Genomic DNA, 19,978 nt, shown 5'->3' on the forward strand with positions numbered 1-19,978 from the left:
AGACGACGGCGAAGGAACCGCCACTTGACCAAAATTTAGGAAGAAACCCCCGGAACGGAACAACGCCGGGTCAGGAACCAACCGCGCGCGCTCAGATCACCGTGGTGCCGCCGTCGGCGACCAGCTCCATGCCGTTGACGTAGCTCGAGTCGTCCGAGGCGAGGAACAACGCGACCGAGGCGATCTCTTCAGGGCGGCCCATCTCTCGCCGCGGGATCACCGATTCGAATTGCGCTTTCGCCTGCTCGTCCATGACCTCCGCCAGAATCGGCGTGGCGACCTGGCCGGGGGTCAGCACGTTCACCCGGATCTTCCGGTCCCTCAGTTCGGCCACCCACACCCGCGCGTAGGCGGGCAGCACGGCCTTGCTCGCCGCGTACACACTCCAATCGGGGTAGCCGCGGAGTGACGCGTTCGACCCGGTCATGACGATCGAGCCGCCGTCGTTGAACAGCGGAAGCGCTTTCTGGACCGTGAACAGCGTGCCGCGCGCGTTCAGCGAGAAGGCGGCATCGAACTGCTCCGGGGTGATTTCACCGAGCCTGCCCTGCTCGCCCGTTCCGGCACTCGCCCACACCACGTCGAGCGTGCCCTTTTCCCGTTTGACGGTCTCGAACAACCGGTCCAGGTCATCGAGGTCCGCCGAATCGCCTTGCACACCGGTCACGTTCCGGCCGATCTCCTTGACGGCTTCGTCCAGCGCGTCCTTCCGCCGGCCCGAAATGAAGACGTAGGCCCCTTCGTCGACGAACAGCTTCGCACCGGCCAGCGCCATCCCGCTCGTCGCGCCGGTGATCACCGCGACCTTGCCATCGAGTTTTCCCACGATCACTCCGTTCACCTGCCGTGCCGATGTTATGTACACCGATCTGAGTGCTTAACGTAGCGAGGCGTCGCGCAGGGCGCAAGCTATGCACACCGATCGGTACCCGAGTGCGCTACGCTGGGGTTGTGACAGAGTCGGAGAAGGGGCCGCGAGGACTGCGCCGCGGCCGGGGCGCACGAGAGCGCATCCTCAGCGCGTCACAGCAGCTGTTCCGCGATCAAGGCATCAACAGCACCGGCATGGACCAGCTCTGCACGGTGGCCGAGGTGTCCAAGCGCACGCTCTACCAGCACTTCGCCGGCAAGGACGAGCTGATCGCCGAATGCCTGCGCCGATTCGATCCCGACGTCCTGCCCGAAGTGTTCGACCGCACCGACCTCACACCTCGCGAACGACTCCTCGGCGCGTTCGACGTGCACTCGCCCTTGTGCCCTTTCATCGCGGCGGCCGTCGAAATCCCCGATCCGGGCCACCCGGCACGCGTACACGCCCGCGACTACAAAAAGGCCTTCGCCGCCCGGCTCACCGAAACCGCCCGCGAAGCCGGCGCCGCCGACCCCGAACAGCTCGGCGAACAATTGGCGCTTTTGCTGGACGGCGCCTCGGCCCGCAGCCGGGTCCTCAACGCCGAAGCGTTCACCACCGCCGCCGCCATCGCCGCTGTCCTCGTCGACAACGCCATCCCCGCAGCAGCACCGGCCGGTGCTTCGCGCGGGTGATGACGACCGGGCAGCGCAGCGATCGAGAAATTGCCGCGCAGCAAGGGATTGCGGCAGCGCACCAGGCAAGGTGGCTCTCACAGTACCTGGTTCACCAGGGTCTCCCAGCTGTCCAGGAAGCCTGTCAATCTGCTTCCACGACAGAAGGGACGAAGACCAATGACGGACAACCAGTTCACCGCTCACGCAGATCTTTTCGATCTGAGCGGGAAGTACGCACTTGTCACTGGCGGCACCAAGGGAATTGGAATGATGATCGCGCGCGGCCTTCTGCAGGCCGGCGCCCGCGTCGTTATCAGTTCACGTGACGCGGACACATGCGCGGACGCCCAGCGTCTGCTGTCCGAATTCGGCGATGTTCAAGCAATCCCCGCCGACCTGTCCAGGTACGACGAGTGCCGGCGTCTCGCCGATCTTGTCGAGGCCGACTCGGAACGCCTGGACGTTCTCGTCAACAACGCGGGAGCGATGTGGCGCGAGCCGCTGGAGACGTTCCCGGTCGAGGCCTGGGACTCGGTGATCGACCTCAACCTCAAGTCGCCGTTCTGGCTGGTGCAGGCGCTGCTCCCGGCACTTCGCAAGGCGGGCACCGCCGATGATCCCGCGCGGATCATCAACATCGGCAGTATCGCCGCCATCCACGTCGCCGCGTCGCCCAACTACTCGTACGCCAGCAGCAAAGCGGGACTCCACCAACTCACCAGGGTGCTTGCCAGAGAACTGGGTCCCCAGCACGTCACGGTGAACGCGGTGGCCCCAGGACCGTTCCCGTCGCAGATGATGGCGTCCACGCTCGACGCCATCGGCGACACGATCGCGGCGAAGGCCCCGCTGCGCCGGCTCGGCCGCGACGACGACATGGCCGGTATCGCCGTGTTCCTCGCCAGCCGGGCCGCGACTTACCTCACGGGCACCATCATCCCGGTCGACGGCGGCATCGCCACGACCGCGACGGGTACCTAGGCGTCGGCGCGAGGCGGGTACCAGCAGAACCTCCCTTCGCCTGCGGACAGGGCCTACCGTGACGGGGTGGCCACGATCGACCTGCGCACCGAGATCAAGGAGTTCCTGCGCTCCCGTCGCGCGCGGATCACGCCCGAGCGGGCCGGACTGCCCGCCTACGGCGGCAACCGCCGGGTCAAAGGCCTGCGTCGCGAAGAGGTAGCTCTTCTGGCCGGGGTTTCGGTCGACTACTACGTGCGTATGGAGCGCGGCAGCCTCGCCGGCGCCTCCGACGGGGTGCTCGACGCGCTGGCCTCCGCCTTGCAACTCGACGAGGCCGAGCGCGATCACCTGGTCCACCTCGCGCGGCAGTCCAAGGCCCCCAGCGGTCCACGCCGCCGGCGACCCGCTTTGACGGTGCGTCCGGCGCTTCAGCAGGTGCTCGACGCCATCACGGATGCGCCGGCGTGGATTTGCAACGGCCGCTATGACGTGCTGGCCGTGAATCACCTTGCCCGCGCGCTGTATTCCCCGCTGCTGGCCGACACGCGACGGCCGGCGAACACCGCGCGGTTCGTATATCTGGATCCCGAATCGGCGAGAACGTTCTTCGTCGACTACGACCGAATCGCCTGCGATGTGGCGGCGAAGCTCCGCATGGAAGCCGGTCGCGATCCGCACGACGAGGAGCTGATCGCCCTGGTCGGCGAGTTGTCAACCCGCAGCGAACTGTTTCGGCGGCGGTGGGCATCCCAGGACGTTCGGCTCCACCGCTCCGGACGCAAGCGTCTGCACCACCCGGTGGTAGGCCAGCTCGACTTGGACGTCGAGTCGATGGAACTGCCCGCCGAACCCGGCTTGCACCTGACCGTCTACACCGCGCCCGCCGGCACGGCGCCCGCGGACGGTCTGGCCCTGTTGGCGTCGTGGGCGGCCGGCCAGGAGAAGCTGGTGCGGTGAGCGGCAAGGATCACCGGGGTTGGTGACAGTCACCCGGTTTGTCACCCAGGTCACGCAAAAGCCCGGCTCGCACATCGCGAACCGGGCTTGCCTTGCGTGGGCCTACCAGGACTTGAACCTGGGACCTCTTCGTTATCAGCGAAGCGCTCTAACCACCTGAGCTATAGGCCCTTGAACGAGGAGAACTTTACAGGACCCCCGAGGGGGCCCTGCAACCGGGTTACTCCCGTTCCGACAGCGTGACTTCCAGGCCTCCGGCGAGGTCGGCCGACACGTTGTAGATGAACGCGCTGACCGTGGCCAGCGCCGAGACCAGGACGATGTTGATCGCGCCCAGGATCGCGGCGATGCCGAAGACGCGGCCCGCGCTGATCAGCGGTTCGGAGGACGCGTTCGCGCCTTCGCCGCCGACCAGCGAGGAGTACGTGCCGTTCAGCTTGTCCCAGACGCCCATGCCGTCGAGGACCGTGTAGAGGACGCCGACCGCGACGAGCCAGACGAAGAACATCGCGACGCCGAGCACCAGGGACAGTTTCAGCACCGACCACGGGTCGAACCGCTTGACCTGCAGGCTCGCCCGTCGCGGGCCGCGGCCCGGGCGCCGGAGGGCGCTCGGGCGGGCTCGCTGAGTCGACGCCGACGGGATGGCGGCCGCGGACGGCTCGCCTCCCGGCGGGGTGTCGCCGCCGCCGAAGAGGCGGGGGGCGGCGCTGCCGGTCACCACCGGGTGCTCGGCCGGCGAGACGGGCTGCGTCTCGCCGGCCGGGCGCACCTCATCCGTGGCCAGCCCGACCGTCGCCTCAGCGTCGCCGCCGTCCTTGCCGACCCGCTGCCAGGGTGGGCTCGCCGGAGTCCCGTTCGAACCCGCTGCCTCGGGATTCTCGGATGGTGTCACGAAGAGTCAGTCCTTACCCGTGCCGTGGTGACGCCGTCTCACTGCTCCGGCGGCGCCGTCGTTTCTTCGTCCGCGTCTGTCGTCTCGGCCACCGCTTCGGTCACGGCTTCCGCCGTTTCTTCCACGGTGACGTCCGCTTCCGCGGTTTCCGCGTTGTCGTCACCTGTGGCGACGTCCGAGGGCTCGTCCGCGTTGCGTGCGACCGCGAGAAGAGTGGTGCCTTCGCCGAGATTCATCAGCCGCACCCCCTTCGTCTGCCGCCCCGCCTTGCGCACGTCGACCGCCGGCGTGCGAATCACGCCGCCGCTCGAGGTGATCGCGTACAGCTCGTCCTCGGCGTCGACGATGAGCGCCCCCACCAGCCTGCCACGTTTGCGGTCGTGCTGAATGGTGAGCACACCCTTGCCACCGCGACCCTGCACCGGGTAGTCCTCGATCGGCGTGCGCTTCGAGTATCCGCCATCGGTCGCGACCAGCAGGAACTTGTCCGGCTTGACCACGCTGATGCCGAGCAGCTCGTCGCCGTCGTTGAACCGCATGCCGAGCACGCCGGACGTCGGGCGGCCCATCGGGCGCAGCGCTTCGTCCGTCGCGTGGAAGCGGATCGACTGGCCTTCGGCCGATACCAGGAGCAGGTCGTCCTCGGCCGCCGCCAGCACGGCGCCGACCAGCTCGTCACCTTCGCGCAGGTTGATCGCGATGAGGCCGCCGGAGCGGTTCGAGTCGAAGTCGGTGAGCTTGGTCTTCTTCACCAGGCCGCGCTTGGTCGCGAGCACCAGGTACGGCGCGACCTCGTAGTTCTTGATCTCGATGACCTGGGCGATCTGCTCGTCCGGCTGGAACGCCATGAGGTTCGCCACGTGCTGGCCGCGCGCGTTGCGGTTGGCCTCGGGCAGGTCGTACGTCTTGGTCCGGTAGACGCGGCCCTTGTTCGTGAAGAACAGGATCCAGTCGTGCGTCGAGCAGACGAAGAAGTGCTGGACGATGTCGTCCTGCTTCAGCGTCGCGCCCTGCACGCCCTTGCCGCCGCGCTTCTGCGAGCGGTACAGGTCGGTTTTCGTCCGCTTGGCGTACCCCGTGCGGGTGATGGTGACGACGACGTCCTCGACGGCGATGAGCTCTTCGTCGGTGACGTCGCCGCTGAAGCCGATGATCTTCGTGCGCCGGTCGTCACCGTACTTCTCGACGATCGCCATCAGCTCGTCGCGGATGATCCCGCGCTGCCGCTCGGGCTTCTCGAGGATGTCCTTGAGGTCGGCGATCTCGAGCTCGATCTCGGCCAGCTGGTCGATGATCCGCTGCCGCTCCAGGGCGGCCAGGCGCCGCAGCTGCATGTCGAGGATCGCGGTGGCCTGGATCTCGTCGACGTCCAGCAGCTCCATCAGGGCCGGCCGGGCCTCGTCCGCTGACGGCGACCGCCGGATCAGCGCGATGACCTCGTCGAGCATGTCGAGGGCCTTGACGTACCCACGCAGGATGTGGGCCCGCTCCTCGGCCTTCTTCAGGCGGAAACGGGTCCGCCGGACGATGACCTCGACCTGGTGCTTCACGTAGTGCCGGATGATCTGGTCGAGCCGCAGCGTGCGCGGCACGCCGTCGACCAGGGCCAGCATGTTGACACCGAAGTTCTGCTGCAGCTGGGTGTGCTTGAACAGGTTGTTCAGCACGACCTTCGCGACGGCGTCCCGCTTGATCGTGACGACGATCCGCATGCCGGAGCGGCTGTTGGACTCGTCGGCGATGTCGGCGATGCCGGTGAGCTTGCCGTCGCGGACCAGGTTCGCGATGTTCTCGACGAGGTTGTCCGGGTTGACCTGGTACGGCAGCTCGGACACGACCAGGATCGTGCGGCCCTTCGCGTCCTCTTCGACCTCGACGACCGCGCGCATCCGGATCGAGCCGCGGCCGGTGCGGTAGGCGTCCTCGATGCCGGACGTGCCGAGGATCATCGCCTTGGTCGGGAAGTCCGGGCCCTTGATCCGCACCAGCAGCGCGGCCAGCAGCTCGTCGTCGTCGGCCTCGGGGTTCTCGAGCGCCCAGACGACACCCTCGGAAACCTCGCGCAGGTTGTGCGGCGGGATGTTCGTCGCCATCCCGACCGCGATCCCGGAACCGCCGTTGACCAGCAGGTTCGGGAACCGCGACGGCAGGACGTCGGGCTCCTGCGTGCGGCCGTCGTAGTTGTCGGAGAAGTCGACGGTGTCTTCTTCGATGTCGGCCAGCATCTGCATGGCCAGCGGCGCGAGCCGGGACTCCGTGTACCGCATGGCGGCGGCGGGGTCGTTGCCCGACGAGCCGAAGTTGCCCTGGCCGTCGATCAGCGGGTACCGCAGCGACCACGGCTGGGCGAGCCGGACGAGCGCGTCGTAGATCGCTGAGTCACCGTGCGGGTGGTAGTTGCCCATGACGTCGCCGACGACGCGGGAGCACTTGTTGTACCCGCGGTCCGGCCGGAAGCCGGAGTCGAACATCGAGTACAGGATCCGGCGGGCGACCGGCTTGAGCCCGTCGCGCACGTCCGGCAGCGCGCGCGACACGATCACGCTCATCGCGTAGTCGATGTACGAGCGCTGCATCTCCTGCTGGATGTCGACCGGTTCGATCCGGTCGTGGTCCGGAGCCGGCGGCAGAGTTTCCGTCATGGGTCCTTCTCGAGTGCGGGTGGTCCTGGCGGGACGACGAACGGGGGACGGCTACACGTCCAAGAAGCGCACGTCCTTGGCGTTGCGCGTGATGAACGAGCGGCGGGCCTCGACGTCCTCGCCCATCAGGACCGAGAACAGGTCGTCGGCCTGGGCGGCGTCGTCCATCGTGACCCGGCCCAGCAGGCGGTTGGCCGGGTCCATCGTGGTCTCCCACAGCTCTTCGGCGTTCATCTCGCCGAGACCCTTGTAGCGCTGGATCGCGTCGTCCTTCGGCAGCCGCTTGCCGGCCTCGACACCCGCGCGGATGACGGCGTCGCGCTCGTTGTCGGAGTACACGTACTCCGGCTCCGCCCGCGGCCACTTGATCTTGTACAGCGGCGGCCGCGACAGGAAGACGTGGCCGTGCTCGATCAGCGGCTTCATGAACCGGAACAGCAGGGTGAGCAGCAGCGTGGTGATGTGCTGGCCGTCGACGTCGGCGTCGGCCATCAGCACGATCTTGTGGTACCGCAGCTTCTCGAGGTCGAACTCGTCGTGGATGCCGGTGCCCAGCGCGGTGATCAGCGACTGGACCTCGGTGTTCTTGAGGACGCGGTCGATGCGGGCCTTCTCGACGTTGATGATCTTGCCGCGGATCGGCAGGATCGCCTGGTACATCGAGTCCCGGCCCTCCTTGGCCGAGCCGCCGGCCGAGTCACCCTCGACGATGTAGAGCTCGCACTCCTCCGGCTTGGTGGAGCGGCAGTCCTTCAGCTTGCCGGGCAGGCCGCCGATGTCGAGCGCGCCCTTGCGGCGGACGAGGTCACGCGCCTTGCGCGCGGCCATCCGGGCCTGCGCCGAGGAGATCGACTTGTTGATGATCGTCTTCGCCTCGGCCGGGTTGCGCTCGAACCAGTCGGCCAGCCACTCGTTCGACTGCTGCTGCACGAACGTCTTGGCCTCGCTGTTGCCCAGCTTGGTCTTCGTCTGGCCCTCGAACTGCGGCTCGCTCAGCTTGATCGAGACGATCGCGGCGAGGCCCTCGCGCACGTCGTCACCGGTCAGGTTGGTGTCCTTCTCCTTGAGCAGCTTCTTGTCGCGCGCGTACGTGTTGACGACGCGGGTGAGCGCGGCGCGGAAGCCCTCTTCGTGGGTGCCGCCCTCGTGGGTGTTGATCGTGTTGGCGAACGTGTAGACCGACGGCGTGAACCCGGTGTTCCACTGCATCGCGACCTCGACCTCGAGGCCGGGGCCCTTGGCGTCGAAGGAGATCACGCTGGCGTGGATCGGGTCCTTGCTGCCGTTGATGTGCTTGACGAAGTCCTCGAGCCCGCCCGGGTAGCAGTAGACCTTCTCCTTGACCCGGGCGACCTTGCCTTCGGCGTCCGCCTCGGCCTCCTCGTCGGCGACGCGCTCGTCGCGCAGCGACAGCGTCAGTCCCTTGTTGAGGAACGCCATCTCCTGGAGGCGGCGCGAGATCGTCTCGAAGTTGTAGGTCGTGGTCTCGAAGATGTCGCCGTCGGCCCAGAACGTCATCGTCGTGCCGGTGTCGGTCGCCGGGCCGAGGTCCTCGAGCGGGCCGGGGATCTGGTCCGTGTAGAGCTGGCGCCAGCTGCGGCCGCCGTACTTGACCTCGGCGAGCAGCCGCGTCGACAGCGCGTTCACCACGGAGATGCCGACGCCGTGCAGGCCGCCGGACACCGCGTAGGAGTCGCTGTCGAACTTGCCGCCCGCGTGCAGCTGGGTGAGCACGACCTCGATGGTCGGCTTGTGCTCCTTGGGGTGCATGTCGACCGGGATGCCGCGGCCGTCGTCGACGACGCGCACCCCGCCGTCGGCGAGGAGGGTAACCTCGACCTTGGTGGCGTGGCCGGCCATCGCCTCGTCGACCGAGTTGTCGACGACCTCCTGGACGAGGTGGTGCAGCCCGCGTTCACCGGTGGAACCGATGTACATACCGGGGCGCTTGCGGACCGCTTCGAGGCCTTCGAGCACCGTGATCGATGACGCGTTGTACTCGCTCTTGTTCTCGGTCACAGGCCTTGTTTCTCCTCGTCTCGCCCGAGCGGACGTTCGCTCCCTCCCAGTGTACTTGGCCACGTCCGCTGACATGCGGCAAGGACACCCCTGAACGCGTCACAGGCGGACGAAATCGGTCCGACCCGAGTCTTGACGTATTTCAGCGCGTCTGGATGCGTTCTCGGGGCATTCAACCGAGCAACGCGCAACCCGGGTCAGCCGTACGTGTCACGCGGGCCGCGACCCGACACGTGCCGGGGCCCTTTCCGCCAGCTCGGGGCCATCGGACCCTGGATCCGCATGCGCTTGACCACGCCGTTCCCGACCCCCGCCGCGATCTTGGCCAGCAGCTTTCCCTGCAGCAGCCGCAGCTGGGTGGCCCACGCCGTGGAGCTGGCGCGGACCGTGAGCTCGCCGTCTTTCAGCGCGACGGGCTGGGCGTGTTCCGCGACGTCCTCGCCGACCAGGCGCGCCCACTGCGCGAAGACGCGGGCGCCGGAGACACTTTCGTTCCAGCCGCGGTCGCTGACGAGCCGCGAGACGAGCCGGCCGAGGGGCTGCGGGTCACGCGCGTCCGCACCGGGTCCCGACCAGCGGCGGCGCCGCGGGTTCTGGCCCCCGCTCGCGACGCGGCGGCGGTGTCCCGGCGGGACGCCTCGCTCCTTCGCCTTGGCTTTCGCGGCCTCGAGCGCGGCGTGCGCGAGGTCCCGGCCCGTCATCGCCGCCCCGTTCGGAGCAGTGCCGTTCTCACTCTGCGTACTCGGCGTGGCGTCGACCGCCGGATTGACCCCCTTGAGGGGCTTGTCAAGCGGCCGATCCGGCCGTTTGGTCACGCGCGGCGATAACCCGGGCACGGGTTTATCCACACTGTCCACAGGTTTGTCCCCAGATCGGTGGGCAACTCCTGTGTCAGCGGTCACACCGGGTGGTCGAGTCGATCTTGGGGCGCCTTGTTTGCGCTGTTCAGCCACGCGTGACCTCACCATCCGCCACCACGAACCGGCTCCCCGCCAGCTCGCTGGGCACGTCTTCGTCGACCGCGGCGGTCACCAGCACCTGTTCGGCGCTCGCGGCCACCTCGGCCAGCCGGGCCCGGCGCTTGCGGTCCAGCTCGGCGAACACGTCGTCGAGCAGGAGCACCGGCTCACCCGCCTCCCCGCGCAGCAGCTCGTAGCTGCCGAGCCGGAGGGCGAGCGCGAACGACCACGATTCGCCGTGGCTCGCGTAACCCTTGGCCGGCGCCTCCCCCAGGATCAGCTCCAGCTCGTCCCGGTGCGGGCCGACCAGGCTGATCCCCCGCTCCAGCTCGGCCTTGCGAGCTTCCCCGAGTGCCTTGAGCAAGACGTCCTTCAGGACTTCGGGTTGCGCCCGTTCCCCGTCCGGTACGCCGTACGTCTCCGGCAGGCCGTCGCCCAGCGAAGACTTGTACGAGATCTTCGCCGGCCGTGAGTCCGGAGCGACGCCCATGTACGCGGCGGCCGCGTACGGCCCGAGGTCGGCGACGAGGTTCAGGCGCGCGGCCAGCAGCTCCGCCCCCGCCACCGCGAGGTGGTCGTCCCAGACTTCGAGCGTCGACAGCGCGTACGGGTCCTCACGCCCGGTCCGGCGTTTACCGGCCGTCTTGAGCAGGGCGTTGCGCTGCTTCAGCACCTTCTCGTAGTCCGCACGAACCCCGGCGTACCGCGGCGCGCGCAGCACCAGCAGCTCGTCGAGGAACCGGCGTCGCTCACCCGGGTCCCCCCGCACGAGCGCCAGGTCCTCCGGGGAGAACAGCACCGTGCGCAGGATCCCCAGCACGTCCCGCGGCCGGCCGACCGCGCCGCGGTTGACCCGGGCGCGGTTCGCCCGGCCGGCGGTGATCTCGAGCTCGACGGTCAGTTCGCGGTCGTCGTTGACCACCGCGACCCGCACCAGCGCGCGCTCACAGCCGTGCCGGATCAGCGGCGCGTCCGTCGCGACGCGGTGCGAGCCCAGCGTCGCGACGTACCCGATCGCCTCGAGCAGGTTGGTCTTGCCGCGACCGTTCTGGCCGACCAGCACGGTCGGCCCCGGTTCGAGGGCGAGATCGGCCTGGGGCCAGGAGCGGAAGTCGGTGACCTGCAGATGCCGCAGATACACGTGGTTCCTTCCCGGACGGGACCTACCCGCCGACCTTCTTCACGGCGTGCCCGCCGAACTGGTTGCGCAGCGCGGCGACCGCGCGCATCGCGGCCGAGTGCTCCTGGCGGGAGGCGAACCGGGCGAACAGCGCGGCCGAGATGACCGGCGCCGGCACCGCGTTGTTGATCGCCTCTTCGAGGGTCCACCGGCCTTCGCCGGAATCCTCGACGTACCCCTCGAGGTCGTCCAGGTCCGGGTCCTCGTCGAGCGCGCGCACGAGCAGGTCGAGCAGCCAGGACCGGACGACGGTGCCGCGCTGCCAGCCCTTGATCACCGCGGGCACGTCGTTGACGACCTTCGCGGCCTCGAGCAGCTCGAAGCCTTCGGCGAAGGCCTGCATCATGCCGTACTCGATGCCGTTGTGGATCATCTTCGCGTAGTGACCCGCGCCGACGTCGCCGGCGTGCGAGAAGCCCTCTTCGCGCGGGCCCTCCGGACGCAGTGCGTCGAAGATCGGCATCGCACGCTCGACGTCGGCGGCGGTGCCGCCGACCATCAGGCCGTAGCCGTTGTCCTTGCCCCACACGCCACCGGAGACACCGCAGTCGGCGTACCCGATGTTCTTCGCGGCGAGCAGGTCGGCGTTCAGCCTGTCGTCGGTGTACTTCGAGTTGCCGCCGTCGATGACCATGTCACCTTCGGCGAGCAGGTTGCCCAGCTCGGTGATGGTCTGCCGCGTCGGGTCGCCGGCGGGGACCATGATCCAGACGATCCGCGGAGCGTCCAGTTTGGACACCAGGTCCTCGAGCGACGTCGTGTCGCTGACGTCCGGGTTGCGGTCGTAGCCGACCACTTCGTGACCGGCCGCGCGCAGCCGCTCACGCATGTTGAAGCCCATCTTGCCCAGGCCGATCAGACCGAGCTGAACCATGAGATCCCCTTACGTACTAACAAAAAGTTGTGGGTCAGCCCGGAAGACGGACGGGCATCAGGAGGTAGAGGTAGCCGGGGACGAGGTTGCCCTCGGCGTCGGCCGGCTTGATGAGGGCGGGGCGGTTCGGCGTCGTGAACGTCAGCTCCGCCCGGTCGCTGTGGAGGGCGCCGAGGCCGTCGACGAGGTAACCCGGGTTGAACGCGATCGTCACCGGCTCACCTTCGTAGTCGACCTGGAGCTCTTCTTCGGCGCTTCCCTCGTCGTCGCCGCCCGCGGACAGCCGCAGCGTGTTGTCCCCGAACTCCAGTCGTACCTGAGTCCCCCGCTCCGCGACCAGGGAAACGCGCTTGATCGACTCCGTGAGAGCCGACACGTCGATGACCGCGCGCGACGTGTGCGTCGCGGGCAGCAGCTGGCGGTACGGCGGGAACTCGGCGTCGAGCAGGCGGGTCGTCGTGTAGCGCCCGGAGCCGGACAGGCCGAGCAGGCCCTCGCCGCTGGCGAGCGCGAGCCGGATCGTGGCGCCGCTCGCGCCGAGCGTCTTGGCCGCCTCGGCGAGGGTGCGCGCCGGGACGAGCACCGCGGCGTCGGCCAGGCCTTCGGCGGGCTGCCAGGTGAACTCGCGCATGGCGAGCCGGAACCGGTCGGTCGCGACGAGGGTCAGCGAGCTGCCGGAGATCTCGAGCCGCATGCCGGTCAGCATCGGCAGCGTGTCGTCCTTGCCCGCGGCGACGACGACCTGGGTGACGGCCTGGCCGAACGCGTCGCCGGCGAGCTCACCCGCGAAGGCGGGCTGCGAGGGCAGCTGCGGATAGTCCTCGACCGGCATGGTCGGCAGGGAGAAGCGCGCGCTGCCGCACGTGATCGTGGCGCGAGAGCCGTCCACGGCGATCTCGACCGGCTGGTTCGGCAGGGACTTGGTGATGTCGGCGAGGAGCCGGCCGGACACCAGCAGCCGGCCGCCGTCGGCGATCGTCGCCGGGACGCCCACCGTCGCGGACACCTCGTAGTCGAAACCCGACACGGTCAGCGCGTCGGAGTCGCCGTCGGAACCGGCGTCGAGGAGCACGCCGCCCAGTACCGGCACCGGAGGCCGGGAGGGGAGGCTTCTCGCCACCCACGCGACGGCGTCGGCGAGCCCGTCACGCTCGACGCGGATCTTCATGCGCGCATCCTTTCGACGACCGAGCACGTTCGGCTCGGACAGGGCGACGGGGCCGGCCCGGCCTCGCTCTGGCTGGGCAGTGACCGGCTGCCCGCTCCGGCCGGTCCGCCCTCCGCCTCGACTGCCGGAGCACGGACCAGGTGCAGACATCCACGGTAGGCCGTCGCGGGGTCGGCCGTCACCTCGGCCTCCCCTTGACTTTGTCGACTTGACGACACGCTCTCACGGTTGTCCCCAGATTCGTCCTCCGCCTGTTTTTATCTTTTTCTCTCTTAGAAGAGATCTAAAAGGCAGTAGCAGTAGTAAGTCCTGTGGATTGTGTGGATTGAGGTCGTTCGCGCAGGTCGGAGGGCGTGCGGGCGTGTGGAGAACCCTGGTGGCGGATCTGGGGACAGATCGGGCCGTCCGTGGACAACTTCGGGCGGCCCCGGATCCGTCCACAGTTGTCCCCAGTTATCCCCACGGTTGTCCCCAGGTGTGAGGCCTTCTGTACCCAGGGTCTGTGGGTCTTCCCCGTGGTCCGGTTCGCTCGTCCGAGTGACGGGGCCCTCCTGTGCACACAATGTGGGCAACCTGTGGAATCAGCGTGGACAACGGTGTGGATTTCTTGTGGATCGCCTGTGGGCGGGGTGTGGACGGATTTCGGGTCGTCGCTGGTGGGAGATCCGCCGGCACTGTGGGCAAACTGCCCACACCATGGGGAAACTTCCTTGTGTACAAACAATTTTCGCGACTTTGCGAAGCGCGCGTACGTACGCTTCGCCGCTTCGCGGGCGTAGGCGTGCCTCAGGCAGTCCAAAAACGACTCAGGGGCGTCCGCTCGATGCGGACGCCCCTGAGTCGTGAGGAGTTTGCTGGGAGGTAAGGAAGAACGGGCTACTGGCGGGCGCGCTGCTTGATGCGCGACGTCAGCTCCTGCACCTGGTCGTAGATCCGCCGGCGCTCGGCCATCTCCTTGCGGATCTTCTTGTCCGCGTGCATGACGGTCGTGTGGTCGCGGCCGCCGAACGTCTGCCCGATCTTCGGCAGTGACATGTCGGTCAGCTCGCGGCAGAGGTACATCGCGATCTGGCGGGACGTGGCGAGCGCCTTCGTCTTGCCCGGGCCGCACAGGTCGTCCAGCGAAACGTCGAAGAACTCGGAGATGACGCCCATGATGGTGGGCGCGGTGATCTCCGGGGCGTGCGAGTCGGGGATGAGGTCGCGCAGCACGATCTCGGCCAGCCCGGCGTCGACCGGCTGCTGGTTCAGCGACGCGAACGCCGTGACCCGGATCAGCGCGCCTTCGAGCTCCCGGATGTTCGCCTCGACTCGCGAGGCGATGAACTCCAGGACGTCACCCGGCACCGCCAGCCGATCCTGCGCCGCCTTCTTGCGGAGGATCGCGATGCGCGTCTCGAGCTCGGGCGGCTGGATGTCGGTGATCAGGCCCCACTCGAACCGCGTCCGCAGCCGGTCCTCCAGCGTTTCGAGGCGCTTGGGCGGGCGGTCGGAGCTGACGACGATCTGCTTGTTCGCGTTGTGGAGGGTGTTGAAGGTGTGGAAGAACTCTTCCTGCGTACCTTCTTTGCCCTCCAGGAACTGGATGTCGTCGACGAGCAGGATGTCGATGTCGCGGTAGCGGCGCTGGAAGGCGACCTTGCGGTCGTCGCGCAGCGAGTTGATGAAGTCGTTCGTGAACTCTTCGGTCGAGACGTACCGCACGCGCATGCCCGGGAAGAGCCGTTGCGCGTAGTGGCCGACCGCGTGCAGCAGGTGCGTCTTGCCGAGCCCGGACTCGCCCCAGATGAAGAGCGGGTTGTACGCGCGGGCCGGTGCTTCGGCGACGGCGACCGCGGCCGCGTGCGCGAAGCGGTTGGACGCGCCGATGACGAACGTGTCGAAGGTGTACTTCTCGTTCAGCTTCGTCTTCGACGTCTGCGGCTGCGCCGGCGCGGTGTAGGGCTGGCCGGCGATCGGCTGCCCGGAGAACGTGGGCCAGATCTCGTGGACCGCGGCGAGCGCTTCGCCCTCTTCGTCGACTTCCTCGTCGGTGTCGTCACCGTCGTCGGGCTTCGGCCCGGCGGACTGGTGCGCCGGCCGCGGCGGGGTGGGCTCGGGGCGCGGCGGCGGCAGCATCGGGCCGGGGCCGGGCATCGGCGCGGGGGCCGGCTCGGCGCTCACGCCGCTTTCCACCCGGCCGGGTGACGGGACGTAGCGCGGCGCGGCGATCGGGGCGAGGGTCTCGGCGGTGTCGACCTTGACCGCGAGCGAAATGGCGCGGCCGAGCCGCCGGGAGAGCGCGTCGGTGATCGCGCCGCGGAGCCCGCGTTCGATCGCTTCCTTCGCGAAGTCGCTGGGGGCCGCGAGCAGGGCAGTGCCGTCGAGCAGGCCGATGGGGCGGGTCACGCGCATCCAGGCACGCTGCTGGGGGGACAGGGTCCCGTCGGACAGTTCGCGTACCACCTGTTCCCAGATGACACCCAGGTTGTGCTGGTGCTCCGACACCTGTCTGGCCCCTCCCCTCGACGGCGTGTGCGGCCCGACCGGCTCCGGAACGCCCCTGGTCACACCGCCCGAGGACCCCCTGCGGACCTGGCCGGGTACCGGCACAGCGAATATCCACATAGTTGTCCACAGCTGTGCACTAATGTACGGCGACCCGCGGCGACGCCACCTGCGGGCTCGTCGTAAGCCGGTGGGCACTCCACCACCCGGATACTCGTGCACCTCGACCGGTGACCCGAGAGAAGGCACGCTAACAAGCCCCGCTCGCTGCCACAAGGCATCCTGGGTCGCAAGCATTTCACGGTGTACGGCGTGTTGCCATTCGATGCCACGGCGTCGACTAACGCGCCTCGCGCGGCCCGTCGCGGACGGTGGCCGAGGGGGTGGTTACCGGGCGCCGGTCGGGGGTGCGTACCCTCGTAAGGTCTCCCGTATGCGACGGGCGCGTTTCGCGTGCCCTAGTTGTCGTCGCTCGTCGTGACGAGGCCACACGTTGGTAGGAGACACCAGAGACTGCCGTGCGCCCGCACGACACGCCAGGTGCGAGGGATGATCGTGTCCCTCTCCGGGCGGGTGGGCAGACGACACAGCGACACACAGGAGAAGCAGTGAGCAAGGGTAAGCGGACCTTCCAGCCGAACAACCGCCGTCGCGCCAAGACCCACGGGTTCCGGCTGCGCATGCGGACCCGGGCAGGCCGGGGCATCCTGGCGGCTCGCCGTCGCAAGGGCCGCGAAGCGCTGTCGGCCTGATCCGGCACGTCGGGGCGCGCCGTGCTGCCGGCTGCCGCACGTCTGCGGCGGAGTGAGGATTTCCGCGTGGTCCTCCGTCGCGGATCCAAGGCAGGCAGGCGCCGCCTCGTCGTCCACGCGTTGACCACGGACCCGTCCATGGCCGCCGATGCTTCGTCGGCGACCAGGGCGGGTTTTGTGGTGAGCAAGGCCGTGGGGAACTCGGTGGTCCGCCACCGGGTGTCCCGCAGGTTGCGTCATCTCGTTTCGGCCCGGCTCGGAACCCTGCCCGCCGGCAGTGCGTTGGTCGTACGGGCATTGCCGCCGTCCGCGACCGCGTCCAGCGCGGAGCTCGGGGCCGATCTCGACGCCGCGCTGCGTCGGCTGGGACTACTGTCGTCGCGCCGTCCGGCCGGGGATGTCCTCCGCCCGACGCGTCCCGCGGACGCGGCCCCCGACCACGGATCAGCGGTGTGACCGGTATGCGAGCCACCCCCGAGCACTCAGTGCACGACGAGCACGACCACGACGACGAGCCAGGGCCCGCCCGGCCCGGCCCGGTCGCGTGGGTCCTGTTGCTCCCCATCAAGCTCTACCGCAAGGCGATCTCGCCCTTCTTGCCACCGGCGTGCCGGTTCTACCCGAGCTGCAGCGCGTACGCAGTCGAAGCCCTCACCCGGCACGGTGCCGGCCGTGGCTCCTACCTCGCGTTGCGCCGGCTGCTGCGTTGCGGCCCGTGGACCATGCCCGGCCGCGACCCCGTGCCCGAGACGTTCTCGTGGCGGCACCGCAGACCTGAAACACCGATCGAGGAGTAGCAGCAGTGCTCGATTTCATCTACTACCCCGTGTCCTTCATCCTGTGGTGTTGGCACAAGGTCTTCGGACTCGTCTTCGGTGAATCCGCGGCGATCTCGTGGATCCTCGGCATCATCTTCCTGACGTTCACGGTCCGCGGCATCATGTTCAAGCCGTTCGTGAACCAGGTCCGGTCGATGAAGAAGATGCAGGACTTCGCGCCGGAGATGAAGAAGCTCCAGAAGAAGTACGCGAACGACAAGCAGCGCCAGGCGCAGGAGATGCAGAAGCTCCAGAAGGAGCACGGCGTCAACCCGCTGGGCAGCTGCCTGCCGATGCTGCTTCAGATCCCGGTCTTCATCGGCCTGAACCACGTCCTGCGCGCGTTCACGATGCCGCCGCCCGGTGGTGGCCCGAAGACCGAGAACTACTTCTTCTCGCAGGCCGACGTCCACTCCTATGTGAGCGCGAAGCTCTTCGGCGTCAACCTCGGCGAGGCCGTCTACAACGGTGTCGGGGTCGTCAGCGGTGGTGCCGCGAACGTCGGGTTCCAGTGGAGCGTGCTCCCGGTCGCGCTGCCCCTGATGATCGTCGCGTCCATCGCCACGCACCTCACCGCGCGGCACTCGGTGGCCCGCCAGAACGCCGCGTCGGCCACCTCGCAGACCGCGATCATGAACAAGCTGACGATGTACATCTTCCCGCTCGGTGTCCTCGTCTTCGGTGCGCTGTTCCCGCTCGGCCTCCTCTTCTACTGGCTGGCGAACAACGGCTGGACCCTGATGCAGCAGCGCCTCGTCTACACGAAGATCGACAAGGAAGAGGCGGCTCGCAAGGCGGAGGCCGCGGAGAAGCGCGCGACGCTCGGCCCGAAGCCCGGGCAGAAGCCGACGGCGCCGAAGGTCGGCCAGAAGCCCGTCCAGCAGCGGAAGAACCAGCCCGCCCAGACCGGCTCGCAGAAGAAGGTCACCAAGGCGGGTTCGGCGCACGGCTTCGCGCAGACCACGCCGGCGGAGGCCGCCGCGGCCAAGGCCGCCGAAGCCGCGGCCGCCAAGGCGGACGGCGCGACGGCCGTGGACCAGACCCCGGCCGCCACGAACGGCCAGAACGGCTCACAGGAGAACGGCACGGGCGTGCCCGGGCTCCTCAAAGACTCGACCAGGAAGTCGGGCCGGAAGCGCCGCTGAGGCGCGACCGGTTCGGAGAGGAGACGAATGATGTCGGAGACGATCGACACGATCGACGCCGATCAGGACGACGCGGCCGCGGGCGCGGCCACCGAAGAGGAGAGCGACCGGAAGGCGGGAGGTGGCGACGACGTCCTCGTCCAGGAGGGCGACATCGCCGGCGACTACCTCGAGCGCCTGCTGGACCTGCTCGACTACGACGGTGACATCGACCTGGACGTGGAAGCCGGCCGCGCGATCGTGAGCATCGACGGCGGCGAGGACCTCGAGAAGCTCGTCGGCCCCCGCGGCACGGTGCTCGAAGCGCTGCAGGAACTGACCCGCCTGGCGGTCCAGCAGGAGACCGGCTCGCGCAGCCGCCTCATGCTGGACATCGCGGGCTGGCGCGCGGACCGCCGCGAGGAACTCCGCGAACTCGGCCGTTCGACGGCGGAGTCCGTGCTGTCGAACGGCGAGCGGGTGCGGCTCCAGCCGATGAGCCCGTTCGAGCGCAAGGTGGTCCACGACGCGGTGGCGACGGTCTCGGGCGTCATGAGCGAGAGCGAGGGCGAGGACCCCAAGCGTCGCGTGGTGATCTTCCCGGAGTCCTGAGTCCACGGACTCCGCGGCGGCCCATCGGACTTCGGTCCGGTGGGCCGCTTTTTGTTGTCCTTGGCCCGGGCTCGCCCGACTGCGACGGTTTGTGGCGCGCGTCTGGTGCGTCGGACTGCCGGGCGGCTGGCCCCGAACTTGCCTGCGTTCTAGTCCGGCTCGACTCCGTGAACCGGGTTCGCGGAGTCGAGCCCGGTCACGCGCTACTCGCCCTTACCGCCGTGGAGCCGGCTGGCGATGTGCCGCGGTTCTACGCGGAGGCGGTGGTCGTTCGTCGAGCGACGCCTTCGGCTGCTTCTGCGGGGAGGGGTTCGGCCAGACCTCACCGACTGGCCGATCGGAGACAGCTGGGCCGACGCGGTCCGCCGGTCATCGGCGGTCGCGATGACGAGGCTGCGGCCAGTCCCCGTCCCGCCGCTGCGCGACGGGTTTTCGAGTGGGACCGTCGCACGCCCGCCGCGTGGTCCTGGGACCGCCGTCGATCACCTGCTGGCGGCCAGCAGTGCCGCGTGCCCGGACTTCTGCCACGCGATCGCGGTCATCTCGCGACGGCCAGTGCCGAGCCTGCAGCCGCTTCAGGGAGGGATGGGGAGGTGCAGGCCGCTCGATCTCTCCCCTGCCGGCCTCTTAGGTCGCCCGCTGTTGCCCTTATCGCCACGGGCACCGGCTGCCGCAATCGCCCGTGGCCGGAGGTGCAGGCACCACGTGACAATCGATGCGCCGTGGGTGCCACCTGTCTGCCTCCACGGACGTCGCCTGCCGCCGCTACCCCGCCTGCCGCCGTCCCTTGGCCAGCCGCCACCGATGGTGCTGTGCGCGGCCACCCGCCTGCGTCACCGATGCGCCTTGGCGTGGCCACCGGCCGTCCGCGTCAAGGGTGCTGCGGCTCCGCGACCGCGACAGGAGCGGCAGCCGAGCCTCAGCCGCAAAGCGGCTGAGGCTCGACCGCTCGTCTCTCTCGCCAAGCGCCCGGCTACGACTGCCTGTCAGTTGACCCACGC

Annotated in this window: 17 protein-coding genes and 1 tRNA gene; 8 read left to right on the forward strand and 10 right to left on the reverse strand. The window is 68.7% G+C overall.

The genetic code is table 11. The features are described 5' to 3' along the window. Nucleotides 1-91: 91 nt before the first annotated feature. On the reverse strand, nt 92-826 hold the full coding sequence (locus OG494_RS36900) for an SDR family NAD(P)-dependent oxidoreductase (protein WP_328446665.1): 735 nt from the start codon (nt 824-826) through the stop codon (nt 92-94). Between the two features lie 125 nt (nt 827-951). On the opposite strand from OG494_RS36900, the gene OG494_RS36905 reads away from it, so the two are divergent. The 3 genes from OG494_RS36905 (at nt 952) to OG494_RS36915 (ending at nt 3,447) form a co-directional block, all read left to right on the forward strand. Further along, complete coding sequence (locus tag OG494_RS36905) at nt 952-1,545, forward strand: TetR/AcrR family transcriptional regulator (RefSeq protein ID WP_328459138.1); 594 nt, start codon at nt 952-954, stop codon at nt 1,543-1,545. Nucleotides 1,546-1,704: 159 nt separating this feature from the next. After that, nucleotides 1,705-2,508 carry an SDR family oxidoreductase gene (locus tag OG494_RS36910; RefSeq protein WP_328446667.1) on the forward strand — a complete coding sequence of 268 codons (804 nt, stop codon included), beginning with the start codon at nt 1,705-1,707 and terminating at the stop codon, nt 2,506-2,508. 66 nt (nt 2,509-2,574) lie between these two features. Then, nucleotides 2,575-3,447 carry a helix-turn-helix transcriptional regulator gene (locus OG494_RS36915; RefSeq protein WP_328446669.1) on the forward strand — a complete coding sequence of 291 codons (873 nt, stop codon included), beginning with the start codon at nt 2,575-2,577 and terminating at the stop codon, nt 3,445-3,447. A 97-nt stretch (nt 3,448-3,544) separates the two neighbouring features. Here OG494_RS36915 and OG494_RS36920 read toward each other — a convergent pair. From OG494_RS36920 to dnaA, 9 genes are all read right to left on the reverse strand, one after another. Continuing rightward, nucleotides 3,545-3,618 (reverse strand) — tRNA-Ile (locus tag OG494_RS36920). A gap of 49 nt (nt 3,619-3,667) precedes the next feature. After that, entirely contained in the window at nt 3,668-4,342 is a 675-nt protein-coding gene (locus tag OG494_RS36925; protein ID WP_328446671.1) for a DUF3566 domain-containing protein, read from the reverse strand. Nucleotides 4,343-4,380: 38 nt separating this feature from the next. Beyond that, nucleotides 4,381-6,984, reverse strand: a complete 2,604-nt coding sequence (gene gyrA / locus OG494_RS36930; protein ID WP_328446673.1) for a DNA gyrase subunit A — start codon at nt 6,982-6,984, stop codon at nt 4,381-4,383. Between the two features lie 51 nt (nt 6,985-7,035). Next, a complete protein-coding gene (gene gyrB, locus OG494_RS36935) occupies nt 7,036-9,003 on the reverse strand; it encodes a DNA topoisomerase (ATP-hydrolyzing) subunit B (protein WP_328446675.1) in 1,968 nt (655 codons plus the stop codon). Between the two features lie 197 nt (nt 9,004-9,200). Beyond that, complete coding sequence (locus OG494_RS36940; RefSeq protein ID WP_328446677.1) at nt 9,201-9,704, reverse strand: DciA family protein; 504 nt, start codon at nt 9,702-9,704, stop codon at nt 9,201-9,203. 244 nt (nt 9,705-9,948) lie between these two features. Beyond that, on the reverse strand, nt 9,949-11,103 hold the full coding sequence (gene recF, locus OG494_RS36945) for a DNA replication/repair protein RecF (RefSeq protein ID WP_328446678.1): 1,155 nt from the start codon (nt 11,101-11,103) through the stop codon (nt 9,949-9,951). Nucleotides 11,104-11,125: 22 nt separating this feature from the next. Continuing rightward, complete coding sequence (gene gnd / locus OG494_RS36950; RefSeq protein ID WP_328446680.1) at nt 11,126-12,016, reverse strand: phosphogluconate dehydrogenase (NAD(+)-dependent, decarboxylating); 891 nt, start codon at nt 12,014-12,016, stop codon at nt 11,126-11,128. Between the two features lie 34 nt (nt 12,017-12,050). Next, complete coding sequence (gene dnaN, locus OG494_RS36955) at nt 12,051-13,184, reverse strand: DNA polymerase III subunit beta (RefSeq protein WP_328446682.1); 1,134 nt, start codon at nt 13,182-13,184, stop codon at nt 12,051-12,053. Between the two features lie 876 nt (nt 13,185-14,060). Then, nucleotides 14,061-15,671: a chromosomal replication initiator protein DnaA gene (gene dnaA / locus OG494_RS36960; protein ID WP_328446684.1), complete on the reverse strand. Its 1,611-nt coding sequence runs from the start codon at nt 15,669-15,671 to the stop codon at nt 14,061-14,063. 608 nt (nt 15,672-16,279) lie between these two features. Here dnaA and rpmH point away from each other — a divergent pair. Genes rpmH through OG494_RS36985 form a run of 5 tightly spaced genes read left to right on the forward strand, consistent with a single transcriptional unit; the run spans nt 16,280 to nt 18,977 of the window. After that, nucleotides 16,280-16,423: a 50S ribosomal protein L34 gene (gene rpmH / locus OG494_RS36965; RefSeq protein ID WP_247059643.1), complete on the forward strand. Its 144-nt coding sequence runs from the start codon at nt 16,280-16,282 to the stop codon at nt 16,421-16,423. Nucleotides 16,424-16,444: 21 nt separating this feature from the next. Next, nucleotides 16,445-16,879 carry a ribonuclease P protein component gene (gene rnpA, locus OG494_RS36970; protein ID WP_328446686.1) on the forward strand — a complete coding sequence of 145 codons (435 nt, stop codon included), beginning with the start codon at nt 16,445-16,447 and terminating at the stop codon, nt 16,877-16,879. A 5-nt stretch (nt 16,880-16,884) separates the two neighbouring features. Then, complete coding sequence (gene yidD, locus OG494_RS36975) at nt 16,885-17,220, forward strand: membrane protein insertion efficiency factor YidD (protein ID WP_323325269.1); 336 nt, start codon at nt 16,885-16,887, stop codon at nt 17,218-17,220. Nucleotides 17,221-17,225: 5 nt separating this feature from the next. Then, entirely contained in the window at nt 17,226-18,386 is a 1,161-nt protein-coding gene (gene yidC / locus OG494_RS36980) for a membrane protein insertase YidC (RefSeq protein WP_328446690.1), read from the forward strand. A 30-nt stretch (nt 18,387-18,416) separates the two neighbouring features. Further along, entirely contained in the window at nt 18,417-18,977 is a 561-nt protein-coding gene (locus tag OG494_RS36985; protein ID WP_328446692.1) for a Jag family protein, read from the forward strand. Nucleotides 18,978-19,978: the final 1,001 nt, after the last annotated feature.

Origin of the sequence: Amycolatopsis sp. NBC_00438, from assembly GCF_036026695.1 — a bacterium.
GTDB lineage: Bacteria > Actinomycetota > Actinomycetes > Mycobacteriales > Pseudonocardiaceae > Amycolatopsis.

Excerpts from the sequence above, each read along its gene's own strand:
- OG494_RS36910 (WP_328446667.1), top strand. The coding sequence starts at position 1,705 with ATGACGGACAACCAGTTCACCGCTCACGCAGATCTTTTCGATCTGAGC.
- gyrA (WP_328446673.1), bottom strand. The coding sequence starts at position 6,984 with ATGACGGAAACTCTGCCGCCGGCTCCGGACCACGACCGGATCGAACCG.
- OG494_RS36940 (WP_328446677.1), bottom strand. The coding sequence starts at position 9,704 with ATGACGGGCCGGGACCTCGCGCACGCCGCGCTCGAGGCCGCGAAAGCC.
- gnd (WP_328446680.1), bottom strand. The coding sequence starts at position 12,016 with ATGGTTCAGCTCGGTCTGATCGGCCTGGGCAAGATGGGCTTCAACATG.
- dnaN (WP_328446682.1), bottom strand. The coding sequence starts at position 13,184 with ATGAAGATCCGCGTCGAGCGTGACGGGCTCGCCGACGCCGTCGCGTGG.
- yidD (WP_323325269.1), top strand. The coding sequence starts at position 16,885 with ATGCGAGCCACCCCCGAGCACTCAGTGCACGACGAGCACGACCACGAC.
- OG494_RS36985 (WP_328446692.1), top strand. The coding sequence starts at position 18,417 with ATGTCGGAGACGATCGACACGATCGACGCCGATCAGGACGACGCGGCC.